The 22,975-nt window shown below is 63.6% G+C and carries 19 protein-coding genes; 12 read left to right on the top strand and 7 right to left on the bottom strand.

The window, feature by feature from the left end:
- Positions 1–6 precede the first annotated feature (6 nt).
- Together ACVINW_RS35120 and ACVINW_RS35115 are read left to right on the top strand one after the other, a co-directional pair.
- On the top strand, positions 7–2,922 hold the full coding sequence (locus ACVINW_RS35120; RefSeq protein ID WP_456755515.1) for an HAD hydrolase family protein: 2,916 nt from the start codon (positions 7–9) through the stop codon (positions 2,920–2,922).
- Between the two features lie 83 nt (positions 2,923–3,005).
- Complete coding sequence (locus ACVINW_RS35115; protein WP_456755514.1) at positions 3,006–3,920, top strand: hypothetical protein; 915 nt, start codon at positions 3,006–3,008, stop codon at positions 3,918–3,920.
- Positions 3,921–4,107: 187 nt separating this feature from the next.
- Here the strand turns inward: ACVINW_RS35115 and ACVINW_RS35110 are convergent, their stop codons facing one another.
- Positions 4,108–5,031: a LuxR C-terminal-related transcriptional regulator gene (locus ACVINW_RS35110; RefSeq protein ID WP_456755513.1), complete on the bottom strand. Its 924-nt coding sequence runs from the start codon at positions 5,029–5,031 to the stop codon at positions 4,108–4,110.
- Positions 5,032–5,520: 489 nt separating this feature from the next.
- Between ACVINW_RS35110 and ACVINW_RS35105 the strand changes: the two genes are divergently transcribed.
- Entirely contained in the window at positions 5,521–6,174 is a 654-nt protein-coding gene (locus tag ACVINW_RS35105; protein WP_456755512.1) for a LuxR C-terminal-related transcriptional regulator, read from the top strand.
- Between the two features lie 162 nt (positions 6,175–6,336).
- Here the strand turns inward: ACVINW_RS35105 and ACVINW_RS35100 are convergent, their stop codons facing one another.
- Genes ACVINW_RS35100 through ACVINW_RS35090 form a run of 3 tightly spaced genes read right to left on the bottom strand, consistent with a single transcriptional unit; the run spans position 6,337 to position 9,119 of the window.
- Complete coding sequence (locus tag ACVINW_RS35100; protein ID WP_456755511.1) at positions 6,337–7,026, bottom strand: class II aldolase/adducin family protein; 690 nt, start codon at positions 7,024–7,026, stop codon at positions 6,337–6,339.
- A gap of 32 nt (positions 7,027–7,058) precedes the next feature.
- Complete coding sequence (locus ACVINW_RS35095; RefSeq protein WP_456755510.1) at positions 7,059–7,784, bottom strand: SDR family oxidoreductase; 726 nt, start codon at positions 7,782–7,784, stop codon at positions 7,059–7,061.
- 15 nt (positions 7,785–7,799) lie between these two features.
- The gene (locus tag ACVINW_RS35090; protein WP_456755509.1) at positions 7,800–9,119 is read right to left on the bottom strand and encodes an iron-containing alcohol dehydrogenase; all 1,320 of its coding nucleotides are present in this window, start codon (positions 9,117–9,119) and stop codon (positions 7,800–7,802) included.
- A 138-nt stretch (positions 9,120–9,257) separates the two neighbouring features.
- Between ACVINW_RS35090 and ACVINW_RS35085 the strand changes: the two genes are divergently transcribed.
- From ACVINW_RS35085 to ACVINW_RS35050, 8 genes are all read left to right on the top strand, one after another.
- The gene (locus ACVINW_RS35085) at positions 9,258–10,295 is read left to right on the top strand and encodes a sugar-binding transcriptional regulator (protein WP_456755508.1); all 1,038 of its coding nucleotides are present in this window, start codon (positions 9,258–9,260) and stop codon (positions 10,293–10,295) included.
- A gap of 72 nt (positions 10,296–10,367) precedes the next feature.
- Positions 10,368–11,309 (top strand): carbohydrate ABC transporter permease, encoded by a 942-nt coding sequence (locus ACVINW_RS35080; protein WP_456755507.1) that lies wholly within the window; start codon positions 10,368–10,370, stop codon positions 11,307–11,309.
- Positions 11,309–12,199: a carbohydrate ABC transporter permease gene (locus ACVINW_RS35075; RefSeq protein WP_456755506.1), complete on the top strand. Its 891-nt coding sequence runs from the start codon at positions 11,309–11,311 to the stop codon at positions 12,197–12,199. Before ACVINW_RS35080 ends, ACVINW_RS35075 begins: the two co-directional genes overlap by 1 nt.
- 50 nt (positions 12,200–12,249) lie before the next feature.
- Positions 12,250–13,776 carry an ABC transporter substrate-binding protein gene (locus ACVINW_RS35070; RefSeq protein WP_456755505.1) on the top strand — a complete coding sequence of 509 codons (1,527 nt, stop codon included), beginning with the start codon at positions 12,250–12,252 and terminating at the stop codon, positions 13,774–13,776.
- A 67-nt stretch (positions 13,777–13,843) separates the two neighbouring features.
- Positions 13,844–15,373: an FGGY-family carbohydrate kinase gene (locus tag ACVINW_RS35065; RefSeq protein ID WP_456755504.1), complete on the top strand. Its 1,530-nt coding sequence runs from the start codon at positions 13,844–13,846 to the stop codon at positions 15,371–15,373.
- A complete protein-coding gene (locus tag ACVINW_RS35060; RefSeq protein WP_456755503.1) occupies positions 15,370–16,173 on the top strand; it encodes an HAD-IIB family hydrolase in 804 nt (267 codons plus the stop codon). Before ACVINW_RS35065 ends, ACVINW_RS35060 begins: the two co-directional genes overlap by 4 nt.
- Before the next feature lie 15 nt (positions 16,174–16,188).
- Positions 16,189–17,298, top strand: coding sequence for an ABC transporter ATP-binding protein (locus ACVINW_RS35055; RefSeq protein WP_456755502.1), 1,110 nt, complete (start codon positions 16,189–16,191; stop codon positions 17,296–17,298).
- Between the two features lie 54 nt (positions 17,299–17,352).
- Entirely contained in the window at positions 17,353–18,975 is a 1,623-nt protein-coding gene (locus ACVINW_RS35050) for a choline dehydrogenase (RefSeq protein WP_456755501.1), read from the top strand.
- Between the two features lie 33 nt (positions 18,976–19,008).
- On the opposite strand, the gene ACVINW_RS35045 is transcribed toward ACVINW_RS35050, so the two are convergent.
- From ACVINW_RS35045 to ACVINW_RS35035, 3 genes are read right to left on the bottom strand one after another with little or no spacing between them, the layout of a single operon-like run.
- Positions 19,009–19,680, bottom strand: a complete 672-nt coding sequence (locus ACVINW_RS35045) for a TetR/AcrR family transcriptional regulator (RefSeq protein ID WP_456755500.1) — start codon at positions 19,678–19,680, stop codon at positions 19,009–19,011.
- Positions 19,677–20,885 (bottom strand): amidase, encoded by a 1,209-nt coding sequence (locus ACVINW_RS35040; protein ID WP_456755499.1) that lies wholly within the window; start codon positions 20,883–20,885, stop codon positions 19,677–19,679. Before ACVINW_RS35040 ends, ACVINW_RS35045 begins: the two co-directional genes overlap by 4 nt.
- Before the next feature lies 1 nt (position 20,886).
- Entirely contained in the window at positions 20,887–21,690 is an 804-nt protein-coding gene (locus ACVINW_RS35035; RefSeq protein WP_456755498.1) for a cysteine hydrolase family protein, read from the bottom strand.
- Between the two features lie 329 nt (positions 21,691–22,019).
- On the opposite strand from ACVINW_RS35035, the gene ACVINW_RS35030 reads away from it, so the two are divergent.
- Positions 22,020–22,973 carry a BMP family protein gene (locus tag ACVINW_RS35030; RefSeq protein WP_456755497.1) on the top strand — a complete coding sequence of 318 codons (954 nt, stop codon included), beginning with the start codon at positions 22,020–22,022 and terminating at the stop codon, positions 22,971–22,973.
- Positions 22,974–22,975 lie beyond the last annotated feature (2 nt).

The following is a 22,975-nucleotide window of genomic DNA, read 5'->3' as shown; positions in this document are numbered from 1 at the left end:
ATAGCGATGTTGATGCTGGAGAGGCAGGCGATAATCGAGCGATCGACGGTGGTGCTGGACCCCCTGCCGGCCGAGACCAGGTTCTATTCCGCCTACGATTGGTGCCTCGATCCTCATTTGACGGTCGGCGAAGCGAGCGAGCGACTTGCCGCCGAGCTCGACCGGCTCGGCGATGTTGAACCGGGCTGGCAGGCGAGGGACGTTGCCACAAACATATATCTGCTTTCGTGCTCGATTCTGAATGGCGTCGACGAATATCTGCGCGGACACACGCTGCGCATACCTTCGCAGCTGGCAAAAACCCGGCTCGGGCGTCTCGCATCATGGACCACCGATAACGTCGCGCAGACGTGGCCGTTGCGGCACAGGTCTGAGCTTCGTCGCTGGAGACAGGAGTGGCAGAACGGGCTCGACATGCTCCTTGCCGGCCTGATGCAATCGGAAGGCGATGCGGGGCCGTTTGCGGAGGTGATCGGGAAGCTGTCGGCGTTGTTGCGCTGGCGGTTCCCGTCCGGTCTGCGCGACATTCGCCTGGGCATCCCGTCCGCATTCAATCGGCTCGATCTGACGCCTGTCGATGTGTTCGAGCTGGGGCGACAATTTATGCGGGAGGTTCCCGACAGGTCGCATCCGGTTCTCGTCCTGGGTTTGCGAACGGCCGGCACCTACTTTTCCGCGCTGTTGTGCTCCTTCTTCAAGGCTGAAGGTTACGGCCGGATCGCCGAGCTCACGGTGCAGCCGAAGAAGGGCCCGAGCAAGTCGGAGCGCAGGCAGTTGTCGGAATACGCCCGGCAGGGCTTCACGCTCGTCATTGTCGACGACCCGCCGAATTCGGGAGGCACGATCGTTCTTGCCGTCGATATCGCGCGTCAGGCGGGCTTCGACCTTTCCAGGATAAGGGCGCTGGTACCGACGCATCCGGCAACGCCCGATTGGGCGGCGGCGTTGCCGGACGGCCTGGTGATCACGCTCGAGCCGGAGCGCTGGCGAAAGCAGCAGCTGCTTGATCCCGGGATCGTCGAGGCACGATTGGCCGAATACCTTGCACCGCGCGGGTTCGCCGCTGTCGAGGTGCTGGATAGCTGGCGGGCGGAGGAACTCGACGGCGGTCCACAGCACGGCGCGGGCGCCAAGCGAGGCGCGACGCTGAAGCGAATATTCAAGGTGCAGCTGCAGACTGCGCAAGGCGATCGCGAGATCCGTCACTTCGTGGCGAAGAGCGTTGGACTGGGATACCTCGGTTACCCGGCGTTCCTTGTCGCGCAGCGGCTGTCCGAATTCGTTGCGCCGATCCTTGGGCTGCGCGACGGCATCCTCTACAGCGAGTGGCTGCCGCAAAAGCAGGCTGCCATGGACGTCGGACTGAATCGCGATTCCTGGATCGACCGGGTGGCCTGCTACGTTGCTGCGCGCACCCGTCTGCTGGCGCTGCCGAAGTCGCGTGTAGCGGGCAAGGCCGTGTACGAGAACGGCTGGACGCTGCTGGCGGAGGCGTTCGGCCGCGCGTATGGCAGTTTCGTGCTCGACGTACCGATGCGGTCGCTGATCCAGCAGCGGCTTTATCGGTTGCATTGCCCATATCCCACGCTGATCGATGGCAACATGGGACCTGCCGGGTGGATCGGGGGCGGGACGGGCCTGTTGAAGACGGGCTATTTTGGGCATGGCCTCGGCAAGACCCTGCTGAACAGCGTCGATCCGGCTTACGACCTCGCCGAGGCCATCTTGAGCTTCGAGCTGTCGCCCGACGAGGAGGATCGATTGGTCCGCCGTTACGTCGAGCATTCCGGCGACGCGTCGGTTGCAGACCGGCTCTTCATCAGCAAGCTGCTGGCCGGCCTGTGGGCGATGGAGACCGCGCAGGAGAATCTTTTCAGTGTCGTGCAGTGCGGCAAGCAGCAGCAGGAGCAGCACCGCCGCTTCCTCGGTGCATGGGATTTCCTGACCGTACAGACCGCTCGATTCTGCGGTGCGCGATGTCGGCCCTCGCGAGCGGTGTCCTGGCGCTCGCCGCTCGTGTTCCTCGACATCGACGGCGTCGTGGATCGGCGCATCTTCGGTTATCCGTCCACGACGGCGGCCGGCATTGAGGCTCTTTCCCTGCTGTCAAAGCACGGCTGCTCGGTCGCGCTCAACACGGCGCGGTCGGTCTACGAGGTCAAGGATTATTGTGAAGCCTACGGACTGGCCGGGGGCGTGGCGGAAAGCGGCGCTTATTTGTGGGATGCCGTTGCCGGGCACGGACTGCCGCTGCTCGATCAGGACTCGCTGGTTCAGCTCGACGAATTCAGGAGAGCGCTGCGACAACTTCCCGGCGTTTTTCTCGACGAGCGCCACAGATATTCCATCCGAGCCTACATGATCGAGAAGAAGCCCCAGAGCCTGCTATCGCGGATGCGCCGCTTTACCGTCGGCCAGGGCGTCCCGGTCCCGCTGCCAACGCTGACCGTGCGTGATCTGATCACGACGCTGCGGCTCGACCGGCTTTGCTTCCGTCAGACCACGAGCGATACCACCGTGGTAGCAAAGGGCGTCAACAAGGGGACAGGCCTTGCGGCCCTGCGCGACCGGGTGTTGGGACCGGACGCCGAGACGATTGCGATCGGCGACACCGAAGCCGACCTGCCGATGTTTCGGGCGGCTACGCTCAGCTTTGCTCCGGCGCAGATCCGCTGCAGCAGGGAGGCGCGGCTGCTCGGCTGCACGGTCTCGCGCTATTCCTATCAGCGGGGTCTGCTCGATATCGTCGGCGCTCTCGTCGACCGAAAAGCTGACGGGTGCGATGGCCGGACGGAACTGGCCGGCCGATCCGACGGCGAGCACCTGTTTCTGGATCTGCTCAGGGTAGCCGACCGCCTTCAGGCCCGTGCGCTGGTCGGCGCGCTTTTCAACCGGGCCACTTTCAGGATTTTCATACGATGACGTCACTGAGCCATCGGCTACTGGCCAACCGCCTTGGCCACTCGCAAAGATCGGGGACCAGCCCCCGTTCGGGAGATCAGGACATGTTTGTCGAGACAGGCGCGATCAACGCCCCCCGCATGCATTATGAGCAGGTCGTACATAATGCGCTGGGTGTCGTATGGAGGCACCGGCGGCTCGTCACGGGAACCGTCGTGGTTGCCCTGGCCGCCTTTCTGGTCGCATTCATGTTCATGGCATCGCGATACACCGGCGAAGCCATCATTCAGCTCGACTTCGTCCGCAACGAAAACATCGCCGGCGAAAGGCTGCAATCGACAGCAGCCGTCGATGCGGCCGCCGTCGTGGACAGCTCGGCGCGCATCATCCGGTCGCGCGGCACCGCCAGCGCGGTGGTGTCGGCACTGCGGCTCGATCAGGACCCGGAATACACGCGCCCGAGCCGCCTGGAGCGGGTGTTGTCCCATGTCGGGCAGTACTTCGGGCCTCATCCCGCGACAACGCCGCGCGAGCTCGCGATCACACATCTCATGAAGCAAATCACCGTCACCAACGATCCGCGGTCTTATCTGATCTCGATCGCGGTGACCACGTCGGACCCGGAGCGCGCGGCCAGCCTGGCGAATTGGGTTGCGTCCGAATATCTGCGCGGGCGGCTGCGCGCACAGGCGACGGAGGGGTACGCCGCGGCCGAGCGGGAATTGGCCGGGCTTTCGGCCGTGTTGGGCCCGCGTCATCCGACCTATCTCAGCGCCCAAGCCAAACTCGAACGTCTGAAGCAGGTCATGGAGGGCGCGGAGAAGGATGCCGCGCTCGACAACCAAGACGGCGCGCCGGCGCATGACGTGGTCAGGTTCGCTGCGGGTCAAACGCTACTGCCCGCGGAAGCCGTGATGATACCCTCCGGTCCCAACGGTCCGCTGCTGTTCGCGCTGACGTTCCTCGCCGCACTGGTGCTCGGTGGTCTGCTGTCGTTGCTCGCCGAAAGACGCCGCTAACAACAACGGTCCGCCCGTCCGGGGGCCCTTGCAGAGGTTGGCTCCCAACGACTCCCGTTTGGTCCGGAGCTCCCGTCGTTCAGCCGCACGCGGATGCAAATGGAGGATAGATCGGTCAAGCCCGGTCGCAGTTCGCGCGACGTCCCGCTGGGGTAACCCGGCGGGACGTCAAGCGGGAAGGCGTCAGCTATTTGCGAAGCCGGATCGCCCCGTCGATCTTCGAGTTCATGCCGCCGTGGGCGTGGCCGTTCGTGAGTGGCACTTCAAAATACTTCACGGCGTGGTCGAGCGTGCCGAGTGGCGCCGGCTGGCTCGCTCGTGCGATCCTGGGAGCTTCCCGCTTCAGCGGGAGCGGCCGCTCGGCATCATTGGCTTGATGCGCAGAGCCGTTGCTTTTCGGCCAGGCCGCAGGCCGATGGTTCAGGCCCCAGATCGCGGCCTGGGTCCTGTTCTGCACCCGGATCTTGCGAAGGATCGCCTTGATGTGAACCTTCACCGTGGCTTCGGCGATATTGATCTTGCGTGCAATGCACTTGTTGGAGTCGCCTTCGATCAGGCACTGCAGAATGGAGACTTCCCGCGGCGACAATTGCCGAGCAAGCCGGTCATCGGCCTCCGCGACGGCACGATCGTCGTCGATCGGGGCCGGCGCATCGTCTGCGTCGTGTTCTTCGGCATCGAGCGCGGACGTCAGGAAGGCCGGCGGGAACACGGTCCCGCCCATCATGACGAGTTCGATCGACTTGATGAACGCGTCGCAATTCATCACGTCGATGAAGTATCCGGTGGCGCCGGCGCGAAGCGCGGCAGCGAGGTCGCTCACACGATATTGATCGGCGACGACTGCCACGCGCCCGTCGACGTGACGACGTTTGAAGGATTCGATCTGCTCGATTGTCGGGCGGAAATCATCGCCGGTATGAACAATGAGGAGCAGCAGCGGCTGGCTGGTCGGAGCTTTCTGATGCGCGTCGCCGCCAAGCAAGCCGTCGGCATCGGATATTGAAGCCAGGACTTGAAAACTTTCCGAATTCAGAATTCTGGCAAGACCTTCTTTGCGAAGACTATTTTCACCAACAAGCACAATGGAAAAAGGATATCGTCGTCTCATGGAAACTCTCCTGGACGCTACAATGAAACAATGGGCTGATCGGTTGAATCCGGTTCATGTTCGGTGATTGGTTCCGCCCAGTTAAAAACAACGTCGTATGAAAAATCCGCCTTGGTCGTTTGAAGCAGCAAATCTGAGGACGAAAAGTCCCGAGCCCACTCTGAAAATATTTAAGAATGTTAGATGCTAATCCCCAATATCCCTATATACCTTTGGTTATAGGCATTGTTTGCATGCCGACCATAATATGAAAGCCGCTGGTGTAGCCCGGATGGGCCATGGCTGCCTGTCGAGGGTACTCGCCCGGGGTGAGTTGGGCCACCGTTGCGATTATGCGTTGTCGGAATAATGCTTCTCCGCGTGCGTTGGCCGTAGATTCCCGGATGCCCGCGACAACAAAACCTTACTGAAAAGCCTCATATTGGAGTAGCCTGATTAAGGAACGCGGGGCGCCGAGCCGAACTGGAGGGACGTGAGGGTTGGTCGTAAATGCATTTCAGTCGTGTGGTTATTGCGAGTAGATTTCCAGTTGTCTTATTGGGTTTGAACTGCCTGCTCGAAGCAGAACATGATTTCAAGGTTGTCGCTCGTTGCAACGATGGTGCGAGCTGTTTCGAGACAATACGAAGCTTGGCGCCCGATATAGCCATTTTGGATATGTCGATGCCCGACGTTCTGGGGCAGGCGATGCTCGACGTCGCAAAGGCAGGGACGGCTGCTGCGCGGCTCGTATTCCTCGCCACCTCGGTCGAGGATCGCGACCTCGCCGTGTTGGCGGCAGCGGGGGCCTATGCCGTTATCCTGAACGACGAGGAGCCGGAGACGCTCGTACAGACGTTGCGGCAGGTCGCGGACGGCCAGAAGATGTTGCCGCCGCCCGCGTGCGAGGAAGCGCTCTCTTGTGCGCAAACCGCAATGCCGGAGAAATATCTGGCGGTGCTGACCGACCGCGAGCGTCAGATCATGAGCCTGGTGTCGGAGGGCTTGTCGAACAAGGAGATTGGCCGCCGCCTGAAGGTGGCCGACGGGACAATCAAGGTTCACTTGCACCACATCTTCCGCAAGCTCGAGATCAGCAACAGGACAATTCTCGCCACGCTCGTCGTCTCGCAGGCCGGGCCGGGCGGTCTGCCATCCAGCTGATAGGTGGTGCGGCACGCGTGACGAACGGCGCGGCTCGGCGAATGCGCTCCAGGGTCGGGTGCATGACCAGACGAGTTGACGCTTCTTATCGCCCTTGTCGCAGTGATCCTCGTCAGCGAATGTCCGCAGGTGCAGGTCGGAGATTCTCCAGCAGGAAGCCGGTCACGCACTCTCGCGACGGGTGCCAAGCCCCTTGGGCGGATCCTGAACGCCATAGCTGCCGAACGCGGCCGCGGTCTCGGCAATCTCGGCTTGGCTCAGGATGACCGGTCCGCCGATTGCCAGCGTGAGATAGTACTGCCGGGCGATCGTCTCGAGCTCGACTGCCAGCCACATCGCCTTCTCCAGCGATGCGCCGGTTGCGATCATTCCGTGGTTGGCAAGCAGGCAGGCGGTCCGGTTCTCCAGGGCGTTCAGCGCATTCTCGGACAATTCCTTGGTGCCGAATCTGGCATAGCCGGCGACGCGTACGTTCATGCCGCCGAACGCCGCCATCATGTAGTGGCACGCCGGAATCTCCTTGCGCGCGATCGCCAGCACGGTGGAATAGGTGGAATGGGTGTGAACGATGCCTCCGACTTCGGGACGCGCCTTCATGATGTCGAGGTGAAAGCGCCATTCGGTGGAGGGCTTGAGCGGTCCCTCCCATGATCCGTATTCGCCGTCGATCGGCATCGCCGCGATCATGTCTGGAGTCAGCGAGTCATAGGGCGTCGCGGATGGCGAGATCAGCATGGTGTTGCCGTGGCGCGCCGAGATGTTTCCGGACGTCCCCTGGTTCAGTCCTGTGGCGTTCATCCAGCGGCATTTCGCAATGATCATCTCGCGCAGCTGAAGTTCGGTGTCGGTCATCGTTGGTCCCTGGCGGTTGGTGCGGCCGGCGTTTAGAATTTCTGCCGGGTCGGCGTGATGCAGATTTCCTGCACCAGCGCGTTCTGTGGAAGGTTGTAGGCGTCGAGAATGAGGTCTGCGACATGTTCGGCCCCGATGCCGCCACCGATCGCGGCCTTGTTGGCTCTGTAATTGGCAAGGGTCACCGGGTCCTTCACGCCGTCAAGCACTTCGGTCTCGATAATCCCCGGCGATATCACGATGACGCGGACGTCATACGCCGACAGATACTCGCGGAGGCTCTCGGACACGCCATGAACGAAGAACTTCGTTCCGCAATAGACCGTATGATCGGGATAGACCTTGCGCCCGGCGATCGAGCTCATCATCACGAGCGTGCCGTGCCGGCGCGCCATCATGCCCGACATCACGGCGTGGACGCTGTTCATCACGCCATTGACGTTGATGGCGATCATCTCGTCCCAGTCGGCCGGGTCCTGCTTGCCGATGTCGCCAAGCCTTGCGATGCCGGCGTTGGCGAACATCATGTCGACGGGGCCGAACTTGGCTTCGGCTTCGCGCACCGCCGCGGCCAGCGCCGCGCGGTCGCGCACATCCACCTGTCGGCAGATCGAGTTGGACAGGCGCATGGCCTCCAACCGGTCGATCCGCCGGGCCATCATGAGCACAGGGTGGCCGGCGGCAGAGAAGGCGCGGGCGGTTGCCTCACCAATCCCGGAGCTCGCGCCCGTCACGGCGATGAGCGGCTTTGCAGTCATGTCACGGCCCTCCCGCTAGATTTCGCCTTGCGCAAACGCGGCCAGCGTGCCGGCATCCGCGGCGATGTCGAGGAATGAAAAGCGGTTGCGCATTTCGCGGCAATGGATGATGGCCTCGTGATAGAGGTCGATCGGCACGCCGAGCTCGGCGGCGGTCGTGGCGCCGCCGGCAGCCGAGAGCAGCCGCTTCATCTCGTCGACCGGAATGGTGAAGCCTGCCAGCTCGCGGCGCAGCGCGGGCCAGGTCTCCTCGAGCTTGCGGTTGAATGCGATGGCGCCGTCAGCGTCGAAGGCCTTTCGTTTGAGCTCCGCAAGGCACTGGGCTGCGACCTCGTCGCCGAAGCGGCGCGCCATGTCGGTTGCATCGATCAGTGTCGCCTGAACGGAGGGCGGCTGATCGCTCGACAGCATGTGCTGCTGCAACCGCGCCATGCTCAGGGATGCGATGCCCACCTGCTGGCCGTGCAGGCTGCCGGGATGCCGGTTGCCGGCGAAGCAATCGATATAGTGCGAAATCTGGTGCTCGCCCATCGAGCCATGGTGCGACATGCCGGTGAAGGAAATGCCGAGCCCGCACAATGTCAGCACGCGATAGAGATAACCCATGGCTTCGATGTCGCCCTTGGGCAGATTGCCGGCGCGCTTGTTGAGCTCGATCTCGTCGGCGGCCTGGATCGTGTAGGGTTCCTGGAAATAGGCCGTGCCCAACAGCCGGTGCGACATCCACCAGTCGTTCTGCGCGACCGAGCGCGCCAGGCAGTCGGCAAAGCCGGATGCGGCGAGGAAAGCCGGCGCCGCAGCGGATACCGCGAGGTCGACGAAGAACCCGGACGGCGTGTGCGATGGCAGCGACACCTTCAAGCCGCTGTCGAGCGTCAGCGACGCCGTCGACGAGGTATATCCGTTCATCGACGCCGCGGTCGCGAACACGCAATAACGCCGCCCGTCGAGACCGGTGACGTATTTGCAGAGGTCGTTGACGGTGCCGGAGCCGACCGCGACGACGGCATCGAAGCCGCGCAACTCCTCGGTCAGGCCGCGAACTTCGACCATGTCGGCGTGGGGCTGCTCCATCACGATGGTCCTGATCGGGCCGAGCTTGCGCAGGGCTTTTTCGACGCGCGCGCCCATCGCCTCGTAAGTCGCTTCATCGGCGACCAGCGCCAGGCGCTCGCCGAGCGCTAGGGATGCGACCAGGTCGGCCTCGCGACCGTCGAGGCTGTCCTCGATCACGATGGAATCGTAGGGCACCTTGATCTGTGCGCCGGTCAGCGGATTGGTCCAGCGGCCAGCCACCATATCGTCAATCAGAGCGGTCCAGTTCTGCTTCGGCATCGACAACATCCCGCGCCACATCTTCGGTGTCGCGCCCTGATCGTGACATTTGACAAAAGCGATTGGCAATTAAGCGAGACAATTGACAAATGTCAACTCGGTGTGCATTTTGTACAGAACGTCGAAACTGGATCGTCGATGACCCGGACGCTGCAACGCCAAGTGACCCCGCCGCGGATCAAGCGCAGGGCGCTGTCGATTCCCGCCGAGTTCGACAGCGATCCCGTCGTATGGGCGGCGTGGCTCTATTACGAAGAGGGCATGACGCAGGAGGAGGTCGCCGATCAGCTTGGCGTCTCGCGCGCGTCGGTGGTGAACTTCCTGCAGGAGGCCCGCGACCGCAACATCGTCACCATCGCGGTGTCGTCGCGGCATCTGCAGACCATCGGTCTCGCGCGCGAGGTCGCGGACGCCTACGGGCTGACCAATTGCCTTGTCGTGCCTGATGATGGCGGCCGGCTGCCGGTGCATGAGCGGATCGGCATGGCCGGCGCGCGGCTTTTGATCGAGCGGTTGCAGCCCGACGATGTGCTCGGGGTGTCCTGGGGGCGCACGGTGCAGGCGCTGTCGGCGGCGCTGCCCGAAATGAAGCTTCCCGGCGTCACCGTCGCGCAGATCACCGGCTGTTCGATCGGGACGACGGAGTTTTCGCCGGAGCTGTGCACGTCCAACATCGCCACCAGGCTCGGCGCGCGCTGCGTCAACCTGCACGCGCCCGGCATCGTCTCGACCGCCCAGATCAAGCGCTTGTTCGTGCAGGAGCCGGCGCTGGTCGAGACCTTCAGGATCATCCGCACCAGCAACAAGGTGCTGTTCGGTGTCGGCAGCGTCGACGATGCCGGCACCGCGATGCGCAGCGGCTACATGTCGCCGGAGAACATCGGGCCATATGTCGCGCGCGGAGCGGTCGGCGTGGTCAGCGGGCGCTTCATCGATCGCGATGGCAAGCCGCTGCTCGGCGCGCTCGACAACCGGATGATCGGCCTGACACTCGACGAAATCGCCGAGGTGCCCGAACGGATCTGCATTGCCGGCGGCGCCGACAAGATCGACGCGGTGTTCGCCGCGCTCAACAACAATTACGCAACCATCCTGGTCACCGACGTGGCAACGGCGAGAGCGCTGGTGCCGCGCGCGGCTCGATCGTCCCGAACCGGAGTGCCGCGCCGGCCCTGAAGACCCCGAGAACGAGGCGAACCGGCCGCAGAGCCCGGCGCCATGAGAAAAAAGATGCGCGAGGAAACGTCTATGGTTTCGAACCAGGTACCTAGTCTGGCTGTCGACGTGCCGGTATCGGAGACGCCGCGCCGCCGTGCCTGGCCGCGATTTCTGACCTCGGAGCACCCGTTTCCGTGGCTCGCGCCGATCACCGCGCTGATCCTGGCGTTCGGTGTCTATCCGTTGCTCTATGCACTCTGGCTGTCGTTCTTCAAGCGCAACCCGATCACGCGCCTGAATGTCTTCAATCCCACCTGGAATTGGGGAAAGCTGTTCGCCGACGACCGGGTGTGGGGTGCGATCGGCCACACCTATCTGTACACCGTCACGGCGCTTCTGATCGAGCTTTGCCTTGGGCTTGCCATCGCGCTGCTGCTCGACAGTGATCGCAAGGGCTATGGGCTGCTGCGTGCGCTGATGACGTTGCCGCTCGTGGTGCCGCCTGCGGTCACGGGCATGATGTTCCTGCTGATGCTGGATGGATCCTTTGGCGTGATCAGCACCGGCCTGGTGTCGCTCGGCCTGTGGCCGCCGCAGCATCCGATCCTGGCTTCGGGGAGCACGGCGCTGCTGGGCGTCCTGCTGGCTGATATCTGGCAATGGACGCCGTTCATGGTCCTGATCATGCTGGCGGGGCTGCGTGCCTTGCCGAAGGAGCCGTTCGAGGCCGCCGCGATCGATGGCGCGACCACGAGCCAGGCCTTCTTCCGGCTGACCTTGCCGATGCTTTCCAAGATCATCGCGCTCGCAGTCCTGATCCGCGGCGTCGATCTGTTCCGCATCTACGACTACGTGAAGGTGATGACGGATAGCGGGCCGGGCACCGCGACCGAGACGCTGACGTCCTACGCCGGCACCATCTACTTCAAGAACGCCGACTTCCCCTATGCCTCGACGATCTCACTGTTCACGCTGCTGCTGGTGATCGTCACCTCGAGCCTGTTCATCAAGCTGTTCAAGGTGCGGTTCTGATGCAGGAAACATTCTGGCAGAAGCGATTGCGTGACGTGGCCGCGGTGCTCGTGGTCGGCATCTTCATGTTCCCGCTGTTCTGGTGGGCGTTGACGTCGTTCAAGCCGACATCGGCGATCTTCGACAAGGACGGGATCGTCTGGTTCGACTTCAAGCCGACGCTGGTGAACTATCAGGTCACCATGCTCGGAAAGTCGCGGGCTGAGCTTGCGATCGAATCCGGCAATACCTTTGGAGTGGGCGGTGCGAGCTCCTACGACAGCCGGCAGACCATCATCGATTCCCTGATCGTCGCGATCGGTGCGACCGCGCTGACGGTGCTGCTGGCGGTGCTGGCGTCCTACGCGCTGTCACGGATGCGCTTTTACGGGCGGCAGGCCTATCTGAACTGGATCCTGTCGCAGCGCTTCATGCCGCCGATCGCGATCATCGTGCCCGTGGTCTTCATGTTCCACTACATGTCGCTGCTCGACACCCGGCTTGGCCTGATCATCGTCGATACGCTGATCAACCTGCCGATTGCCGTGCTGCTGATGAAGTCCTTCTATGACGACGTGCCGGTCGACGTCGACGAAGCCGCCATGATCGACGGGGCTTCGCGCTTGCAGATATTCTGGCGCGTCGTGCTGCCGATGGTGAAGGGCGGTGTCGCGGCGACCGCCGTGCTCTGCTTCATTTTCTCGTGGACCGAATTCCTGCTGTCGCTGTTCCTGACCAACTCGATACGGACGCTGCCGGTCAAGATCACGACCTTCGTCACCTCGACCGGCTCGGAATGGGGATTTATCGCGGCTCTCGGCACCACCGCCGTGATCCCAAGCTTCATCTTCATCCTGCTGGTTCAGAAGCAACTTGTCCGTGGCCTGACCCTCGGATCTCTCAAGGAGTAGGCGCGCGGATCGGGACTACAAAGTCAAACAAAACGTTGGGAGGAGTATCTATGAGTTTCAAGAAGTTCGACCAGCAGACATTCATCGTCGATAGCGCCAACGCCTACACCAACAAGCAGATCTCCAAGCGCGAATTCCTGCGCCGGATGGGATTGGCGGGCGTCGGCTTCTCCGCCTTCGGAGCCGGCATGCTCGGCAACCCCAGGGGCTTGCGCACCGGCAACATGATCGGCACCGCGGCCTATGCCGAGGGGCTGCCGGACAATCAGGCCAAATGGCTGAAGGACGTCGGCAGCAAGTTCAAGGGCGCCAAGATCCGCTACTCGACCGAGTCGACGCCGCCGTCGGTGATCCTCAACCAGATCAAGAAGGAGTTCACCGATCCGACCGGCATCGAGGTCGAGGTCGAGATCGTGCCGCTCGAGCAGGTGCTCGCCAAGGCGACGCAGGACGTGCAGGGCCAGCTCGGGTCCTATGACCTCTATTATCTCGATCAGTCCTGGATCTCGATGTTCCAGCCCGACTGCGTCGATCCGGTGGCCTACTACAAGGACAAGCCGGAACTGGCGATGCCGGATTTCGATTGGGACGACTTCTCCAAGCCGCTGGTCAAGAACGTCGCCCAGGTCGAAGGACAGTGGATGGGCATTCCGTTCGACATTCCGATCTTCACGCTGATGTACCGCAAGGACATCCTCGAAAAGCACAAGATCGCGGTGCCGACCACCTACGAGGATTTCCTCGCTGCCGCAAAGCAGATCACCGAAGCCGAGAAAGGCAACGGCGTGTTCGGCACCGGCCTGCAAGCCAAGTCCGGCCACTACTCGCTGGAATGCGACTGGAGCCAGGCGGTATGGGGCCATGGCGGCTCGATCTTCAACAAGAACAAGAGATTCTCGGGCAATGACGAGCAGGGCGTTGCCGGCTTGAAATGGTACCAGGAGCTGCTGAAGGTCTCGCCGCCGAACTCGACGGCATCGACCTGGGACGGCCAGTTCGAGATGATGCATTCGGGCCAGGTGGCGCTGGTGCAGAGCTGGGATGAATTCTTCCCGGGTCTCGACGCCGACGATTCCAAGGTCAAGGGCCTGTGGGAGCCGGCGAAGCCGCTGACCGCCAAGAAGCTGCGCTCGCCGTCGGATGCCGGATTCAACGAGCAGCCCAATCTCGGCCATCAGGGCGGCTCGTGCATCTCGCTGTCGAAATACTCCAAGAACAAGGAAGCGGCGTGGATCTTCATGCAGTGGGGCTGCTGCAAGGAGATCATGACGCGCTGCACGCTGCTCGGCGGCTTCGCACCGATGCGCAACTCCTCGTTCGCCGATCCACGGGTCAAGGCGAAGGCCAAGGTCGGCGCCGGCACCACGCGGCACCTCGAAACGGTGAAGTGGGTGATCGACAATGCGATGGCGACCGAGCCGCACATGGCGCTGTGGGCGGGCCTGTCGACCAACGAGATCCCGACCGAGCTCGGCAAGCTGCTCACCGGCCAGGCCTATGGCGGCGACCCGCAGAAGTGCATGGATGCCCTGGCCAAGGACATCGATGCCAAGGTGAAGGATGCCGGCCTGCTCTAAGGGCCCGCACGACAAGAACTTGCGAAGGCGACCTCGGCCGCCTTCGCGTCTTGTGGAATGAGGCGGCATGACCAAGGATCTGGTGATCGGTATCGACAGCTCGACCTCGGCGACCAAGGCGATCGCCTGGGACCGCAGCGGTCGTGCCGTCGCGGAAGGACGCAAGGCGATCGGCCTTGCCAATCCGCAGCCGGGTTATTTCGAGCAGAACCCGGACGAATGGTGGGATTCGACGGCGGCGGCCTTGCGCGGCATCACCGACCAGGTCGGTGCCGGCCGCATCGCGGCGTTGGCGATCTCCAATCAACGCGAGACGTTCAGTGCGTTCAGCGAGGACGGCACCGCGATCAGGCCCGGCATGACCTGGCTCGACGAGCGAGCGCGGCCGCAGGTCGTGCGCTTCGGCAAGTCGTTCGGCGCCGAACGCGTCCATGCGATTTCCGGCAAGCCGCTGGACGTGTTGCCGTGCCTGTACCGCATCATCTGGATGGCGGAGCAGGAGCCCGACATCTTCGCGCGCACCGCACGGTTCGCCGAGGTTCACGGCTATCTGACGCATTGCCTGACCGGTCAGTGGCGGACATCGACGGCGTCAGCCGATCCGACCGGGCTGCTCGATATGACGCGCAACACCTGGTCGGTCGAGATCCTCGATGCCGCAGGCATTGCCGCGGAAAAGCTGCCGTCGCTGGAGCGGCCCGGCATGCGGATGGGTGAGGTCACGCCGACGGCAGCCGCGTTCACCGGTCTGTCCGCCGGGACGCCGGTCATCTCCGGCGGTGGCGACGGCCAATGCGCCAGCACCGGCGCCGGCGTCACCTCGCCGGGCGGCGCTTACATCAATCTGGGCACGGCCGTTGTCTCCGGCAGCTACGGCCTCAACTATGCCTATGACCGCGCATTCCGCACCGAGAAAGCGGTGTGCGACGACGGCTACATCTACGAGCAGTGCGTCCGGACCGGAACGTTCCTGGTCGACTGGATGGCGCGCGAGATGTTCGGGATCGATCCGGCGGCGCAGCGCAGCACGTTCAAGGCGCTCGAAGCTGAAGCCGCAACATGTCCGATCGGGGCGGGGGGCGTCGTGGTGCTGCCGTACTGGCTCGGCTGCATGACCCCCTATTGGGACCCCTATGCGCGCGGCGTCATCGCCGGGCTGTCGGGCTCGACCCGGCGCGGCGCGATCTATCGCGCGTTGCTGGAAGGCATCGCGCTCGAGGTTGCCGCGCAAGCCGAGAAGATCGCGGCGGTGACCGGCGGCGAGATCGGGCAGTTCTCGGCGATCGGCGGCGGGTCGGACAGCGATCTCTGGCTGCAGATCCTGGCCGATGCCTCGGGGCGTCCGGTGTCCCGCTCGACGGCACGCGAAGCCTCGTCGCTCGGTGCTGCGATTGCCGCCGCCAAGGGCTGTGGCTGGTATGGGACCATCGCCGAGGCAACCGCGGCGATGACACGGCCGCCGGCCAGGATCTTCCAGCCTGTCGCGGCCAATGTCGCGCGCTATGCCGAGCTGCGCGCTATCCACGCCGACCTCTGGCCGAAGATGCTCGATTGGAACGCGCGCCTCGCGGCGTTCGCCGAGGGCGCGTCCTCATGAAGCCGATCTCGTGCTTTCCCGCAGAGACCGCGCGCCGGATCGTCTGCGTCCTAACCGATATCGACGACACGCTGACCACGGACGGCCAGCTCTCCGCGGCCTCCTACGCCGCGCTGGAACGGCTGCGCGCGGCCGGCCTCGCCGTGGTCCCGGTCACCGGCCGGCCGGCGGGCTGGTGCGATATGATTGCGCGGTTCTGGCCGGTCGACGGCGTGATCGGGGAGAACGGCGCGTTCTACTTCCGGCACGATCCGGTCGCGCGCAAGATGGAGCGCAAGTTCATTGCGAGCGAAGCCGAGCGCGCCGCCAACCGGCATAAGCTGCGGGCGCTCAGTGAGCGGATCCTGTCCGAGGTGCCGGGAGCTGCGATCTCCGCCGACCAGCTCTACCGCGAGGCGGATCTTGCAATCGACTTTTGCGAGGACGTGCCGCCGCTGCCGCGCGATGCCGTCGACAAGATCGTGTGGCTGTTCGAGAGCGCAGGCGGCATCGCCAAGGTGTCGTCGATCCACGTCAACGGATGGTTCGGGCGCTACGACAAGCTCGCCATGACCCGGATCTTCCTGCGCGACAGGCTGGGCCTCGATCTCGATGCCGCCAGGGACCGCATTGTGTTCTGTGGCGACAGTCCGAACGACGCGCCCATGTTCGGGTTCTTTCCATATGCCTGCGGTGTCGCGAATGTCCGGGACTTCGAAGGCGCGATGGCTGCAACGCCGGCCTTCGTGGCCAACAAGCGGGGCGGCGAGGGCTTCGTCGAGATTGCGGAGCACATTTTGTCGGCGCGGGCGGCTGCGTAGCGGAAGGGTTCAGTCATGGCATCGGTCACCATCAATAGCGTACGCAAATCCTATGGCGGGTTCGAGGTGCTGCACGGCATCGATCTCTCGATCGCCAACGGCGAATTCGTCGTGCTGCTGGGGCCGTCCGGTTGCGGAAAATCGACGCTGCTGCGGATGATCGCGGGTCTCGAGCCGATCACGTCGGGCCAGATCAGCATCGGAAATGTCGTGGTCAACGAGTTGCATCCGAAGGACCGCAACATCGCGATGGTGTTCCAGAACTATGCGCTCTACGCGCATTTGAGCGTGTTCGACAACATGGCGTTCTCGATGCAGCTCAAGAAGGTCCCGAAGGAGGAGATCCGGCGCAAGGTGGAGTGGGCCGCGTCGATCCTCAATCTCACGCCTTATCTCGACCGCCAGCCCCGGCAGTTGTCGGGCGGTCAACGCCAGCGCGTGGCGATGGGCCGTGCCATCGTGCGGGATCCCTCCGTGTTCCTGTTCGACGAACCGTTGTCGAACCTCGATGCCAAGCTGCGCGTGCAGATGCGAACCGAGATCAAGGAGCTGCACCACAAGCTGTCGACCACGACGGTCTATGTCACCCACGACCAGATCGAGGCGATGACGATGGCCGATACCATCGTGGTGCTGCGCGACGGCCACATCGAGCAGATCGGCAAGCCACTCGACATCTACGACCGTCCGGCGAACCTGTTCGTCGCCGAGTTCATCGGCTCGCCGTCGATGAATTTCCTGTCCGGCGAGGTCGCCGCCGAAGCGGGCCGGCTGGTTGTGCGCGCCAACGGCGTCTCACTGCCCTTGCCGCCGGGCGCCAATGTGACCGCGGGGCAGGTCGTGAAGTACGGCATCCGGCCGGAGCATCTGCGGCCGGATACCAGCGGCGCGGGCATCCCGGCCAAGGTGTCCGTCGTCGAGCCGACCGGTCCCGAAATTCATATCTACGCGGATATCGGAGGACAGGAGATCTGCGCCATCACACAAGATCGCCTCGAATTGGCGCCTGACGATCCGATCAGCCTGGTTCCCGCACTCGACCGCATCCGCCTGTTCGACCCGACCACAGGCAAGGTCATCAATGGGCCCAACGAGACCCCGTCGCGTACCCTGATGCGGGCCTAGCTCGAGCGCCGCGGCCGCGCGGGCGTCACCAAACATAAGAAGCCGGAGGAAAACATGGTGGACTACGTCATCGTCGGCGCAGGCTCGGCCGGATGCGTCTTGGCGAACCGTCTGTCAGCATCCCCGGACAGCAAGGTCGTGCTGCTCGAGGCCGGCGGCAGGGACACCAATCCGTTCATCCATATGCCGGCGGGATACCTCGCGCTGATGAAGTCGGGCAGCGTCGACTGGCACTACCACACCGATCCGCAGCCGCATCTGAACGACCGCATCCTGTTCTGGCCGCGCGGCAAGGTGCTGGGCGGATCAAGCGCGATCAATGGCATGGTCTATATCCGCGGCCATGTCTCCGACTACGACATGTGGGCGCAGCTCGGCAATCGAGGCTGGTCTGCCGCGGACTGCCTGCCTTATTTCATCCGCTCGGAAGGACGCGAGGCGGGAGCCGATGCTTATCACGGCGGCGATGGCCCATTGCTGACGAGCAGGATGAAGGAGATCACCCATCCGCTGACCAGGGCATGGTTCGAAGCCGGCAAGCAGGCCGGATTTCCCGCGACCGACGACTTCAACGCCGCGGACCAGGAAGGCTTCGGTCCGGTCGACAGCACCATCGGTGACAACCGGCGCGCCAGCGCGGCGCGGTGCTACCTGCATCCGGTCATGAGCCGTCCGAACCTCCAGGTGATCACCAAGGCGCTGGCGTCGCGCGTCCTGGTCGAAGGCGGCCGCGCCGTCGGCGTCGAGTATATCCGGAACGGCCAGCTCCACACGCTGCGGGCCGAGCGCGAGGTGATCCTGTCGGGCGGCGCGATCAACTCGCCGCAACTGTTGCAGCTGTCGGGGATCGGCGATGGCGATCATCTGCAATCGCTCGGGATCAAGGTCGTTCACGAGCTGAAAGGCGTCGGCCAGAATCTGCAGGATCACCTTGCCTGCGGCGTCAAGCAGCGCTGCACCCAGCCGATCTCGTTCCTCAAGCACACCAAGCCGCTCGGCGCCACCAAGGCCTTCATCCAGTATGTGCTGACCAGGACGGGGCCTGCAACGTCCCATGGTCTGGAGGCGATGGCGTTCCTGAAGTCGCAACCCGATCTGGTCGCACCGGATCTGCAATATTTCTTCGTTCTGTTGATGTACAGCGATCACGGTCGCCAGATCACCAACGAGCACGGCTTCATGGCCTACTTCAACATCGCGCGTCCCGAAAGTCGCGGCACGATCAAGATCAGATCGGCGGATCCGCGGCAGCATCCCTCGATCCAGCCGAACTATCTGGAGGCACAAAAGGACAGGGCCAACATGCGTGACGGCATCAGGATCGGCCGTGACATCATCGCCCAAAAGGCGTTCGACCCGTATCGAGGCGAAGAATATGCCCCCGGTCCTCGCGCGAATTCAGATGCAGACGTCGATGCCTATGTGCGTCAAACCGCCGAAACCATCTATCATCCGGTCGGCACGTGCAAGATGGGTTCCGACCCGCTTGCCGTCGTCGATGATCGCCTTCGCGTCCACGGCATCGATGGATTGCGGGTTATCGATGCGTCCATCATGCCGCGATTGGTTTCGGGAAACACCAACGCACCGACGATCATGATTGCGGAAAAGGCAGCGGACTTCATCCTCGGCCGGCAGCCTCTCGCGGCGAAGGCGAGGCTGATGGAGGTGCAATAGCTGTCTTCTGAGCCGGCAGACCTAGACCGAAGGTCAGCTTCGCTTCAGATAGGCCGCCAGCATCTTGCGTGCGTCGTCGCGTCGGCTGGCGCGCCACGCCGGGTCTGCAAGGTCGCTGGCGAACATCGAAGACAGCGTGTGGACGTTGGTCAGATGAAACTGGCTCAACGCAGCGATCATGACGTAAAGTCGCAGCGGATCGATATCGGGGGCAAGCGCGCCCTCGGCGACACCGCGCGCCAGCAGGCGCTTGGTCATCGAGAGCACCGGCGAGGACATCTCGTGGATGCGCGGCGACTTCTTCATGAAGCGCGCCTTCAGCAGGTTCTCGGTCCGCAGCAGGCTCACGAGGTGGCCGTTGCGTTCGAAATGCCCGTTCATGAAATCGAACAGTTTCAGCAGTCCCTCCAGCGGATCGAGATGCATCACGTCGAGGGTGAGCTCTTCGGTTCGCAGCGCGCTGAGCGCGCTTTCCAGGGTTGCGACATAAAGCTCGGACTTGCTGCCGAACAACTCGTAGATGATCCGCGGGTTGGCGCCGGCTTTCTTGACGATCCGGGTGATGCGGCCACCGGCATAGCCATGTGCGGCGAACTCGGCCGTCGCCGCACGCAGGATCTCCGCACGGTTCTGCTCGGCGGAGCGGCGCGGTCGCCGCCGCGGCTTTGGATTGTGATCTGCGCTGGAGGAGAGACGTTCGGTCATGTCATTCTGCTGGCCGTGAATGGAAGCGCCAAGGCGCGGGCGCCATCGAGCAGCGCACGGTCGTGACCGGCCGGGGCGACGATCGACAGGCCGACGGGGCAGCCATCGACCAGGCCAACGGGAACCGTGATCTGGGGCAAGCCGGCGTGACCGGCGATCGAGGTCAGCGCCAATGCCCTTTGATAGAAGGCGCCGATCTCCTCGCCGTTGGCGTCCTTCCGCAGGGCAGGCGAGGGTGCCGTTGGGATCACCAGCCCTGTGCCATCCGCAAGCTTCGCCCGGACGCGCGCCGCGAAGGCCGCGCGAATCGGCGTCCAACGTGCGACCTCTGCTGCGGTGATGGACGCTGCGTCCGCAAAGCGCGGGGCGATGTTATCGCCGAAGGCCGGCTTCGTTGCCGTGATCCAGGCGCCCAGCTCGCGCCAGATTTCTGCTCCCTGAAGCACCCGGTAGCATTCGCGCCAGTCGTCGCCACGGTCGTCAAAGATCGTGATCTCGTCGCTGACGCCGAGCTTTGTGCAGGCGTCGCGCATGACCGCGCCGACCGAGCCATCGGCCAGCTCGAGCGCGTCGCGCACGGCGATCAATCTGGTGATGCGCGGCGGCGAGGTCATTGGCAGCAGGACATCGCCGACCGCGGCGAGCGTTGCGGCTTCGCGCGCGAACCAACCGATCGCGTCGTAGGACGGTGCGAACGGGACGACGCCCGTCAACGGAATCGCGTTGTGGGTCGGGCGGAAGCCGAACAGGCCGCAGAAGCTTGCCGGCACGCGCACCGATCCGCCGGTGTCGGTGCCGAGTGCGACGTCGACCAGGCCGGCGGCCACCGCGGCGGCCGAACCTGACGATGATCCGCCGGGGATCCGATCCGGGCAGGCCGCATTCAGTGGCGTCCCGTAATGGGCATTGACGCCTTCGAGGCTGAAGGCGAGTTCGTCGGTCACGGTCTTGCCGCGCAATGAAGCGCCCGCGGCCAGAAGCCGGTTCACGGCCGGTGCCGAGCCTGCCGCCGGCGCGTGCGTGCGCTGCCAGTCGGGGTTGCCGCCGCCGGTGACATGGCCTGCGACATCGATCAGGTCCTTCACTGCGAAGGCCAGGCCACGCAGTGGCCCGGCGGCCGTCGGCTCCAGCGCAACCGGTGGTCCGGGAACGAATGCGCCGATATCGGCATCCGGTCCGCGTCCCGTCGTGTCGGCCGTACCCACGTCAGCCGCGCTTTTCGAGCGCGCTGATGATGGCCGAGGAGTCCGTGACGAAGCCGAAGCACTTCTTCACATTCCACACCGTCGCCTCGGTGCAGAAGTCCGGTGACGAGGTGGCGCAGCAATCTTCGACCAGGAGACAGCCATAGCCGAGGAAGTTGGCATCGGTCAGCGAATGCATCACACATTGGTCGGTATTGACGCCGGCGAAGAGCACCGATCTGACGCCGAGATTGCGCAGGATACTGTCGAGCGGCGTGTCCCAGAAGCCGCTGATGCGATACTTGTCGACCTTGATGTCCTGCGGCTCCTGCGGCAGCTCATCGACGATCGCAGCGGCCCATGAATCCTTCTCCAACACGTGCGCGCCGCTCCCGGGCAGGGGATCACCCAGCCCGACGCCGGTGCCCTTCGGCTTGTAGAGGTGAATCTGGTTCGGCGGCATGTTGGCCAGATCGGGCCGATTGCCCCAGTTCACCCAGATCACCGGCACGCCGGCCTTGCGCAGGGCCGGCAGCAGGCGTTGCAGGGGGTCGATCGGCTTGCGGTCCGGGCGATAGTCGCCGCCGATGTGGTCGACCCAGCCGCCGGCCGCGCAGAAATCGTTCTGCATGTCGACGACGATGATCGCGGTGCGCAGCAGATCGACCGTGACGTTCTGCGGCGCGCAAGCAATGGTCACGGGAACCGGCGTCGGCTGCGGCATCGCCATGTTCACGTCGGTTTCGGTCGCCCACCACGTGTATTGCCGGCCGAGCCCAAGCCGTCCGCCCGAGGTCGGCTCCGCGCGTTGTTCACTCGTCTTCATCGTCTTCTCCTCAGGCGAGGCCGGCGTGCGGATCGCGTTGCGCGCTCGGTGCATGGATGGCGATGAGGAGGTGCAAATTCGCTGCCAGAGATATTTCGCGAGGATTTTCAACGCCGGCTCGCTTGCGCGCCGGTGCCTTTGCCCATGAATCCGACAAACGCTCACGCGGTCTGGATAAAAAGTAAGCATTTGTTTGTTTCGAGCGGACTTCTCAATGTGATTATTGAGTGAAATCAATGCATTGAATCTCTGGCATGCCGCTTGCTGCGCGAAAGTCGCCGGACGATTTAACGCAGTGTGCAAGAGGTTTTTCCATGAGGTCATGCCGTTTGGTTCTTCAGGCCGCGCTGCTTGCCGCAGCGCTCGCGCTTTCCGCAAACGCGGCCCACGCCGATCCGCTCAAGGTCGGCATCCTCATTCCGGGATCGAAGTCCGACAAGGGATGGATGGAGTCGTCCTACGACGGCCTGATGGCCGCCGAAAAGAAGTACGGCGACAAGGTCCAGGTGCAGATGATCGAGAACATCAACTACGCCGACATGGATCAGGCGCTGACCAATCTGGCGAGCAAGAATGAGCTCGTGATCGGCGTCGGCGGCCAGACCCAGGCGTCGGTGTACAAGATCGCGAAGCGCTTTCCCAAGGTGCACTTCTCGATCGTCGGCGGCAATGACGGGGAGAGCGCGCCGAACGTCGCCGGCTATGACGTGAAGCAGGCCGAGATCGCCTATGTCGCCGGTGCGGCGGCCGCGATGCTGTCGAAGACCGGCGCGATCAGCTATGTCGGCGGCCTCGAAATTCCCTCGATCGTTAACGCCGGCAAGGAATTCGGCAACGGCGCGAAGTCGATCAACCCGAACATCAAATATACCGAGAACTATACCGGCGATTTCGACGACGTCGCCAAGGCCAAGGAAGCAACCCTGGCCGCAATCGCGCAAGGTGCCGACATCCACTACCACATCCTGAACCTCGGCCTGCGCGGAATGGAGCAGGCCGCGAAGGAGAAGGGCACCCACATCATCGGCAGCTACACCGATCGCTGCGGCACCGATCCGCTCTACGTCGCCTATTCGATCACCGGCACCGGCTACCAGGTGCAATATGCGATCGACGAGGCGGTGAAGGGCTCGTGGAAGGCCGGCTACAAGGAGTTCGGTCTCAAGATGGGGCCCGAGGCTTCCAGCATGGTGATCTGCGGTGCGACGCCCGAGCAGAAGGCGAAGCTCGATCAGATCATGAAGGACCTGCTCGACGGCAAGATCAAAGTGCTGAAGGGCTGAGG

This window comes from Bradyrhizobium sp. USDA 4461 (genome assembly GCF_054055655.1).
Note: the sequence above shows the minus strand (reverse complement) of the source record. Positions and strands in the feature narration are given on the sequence as shown.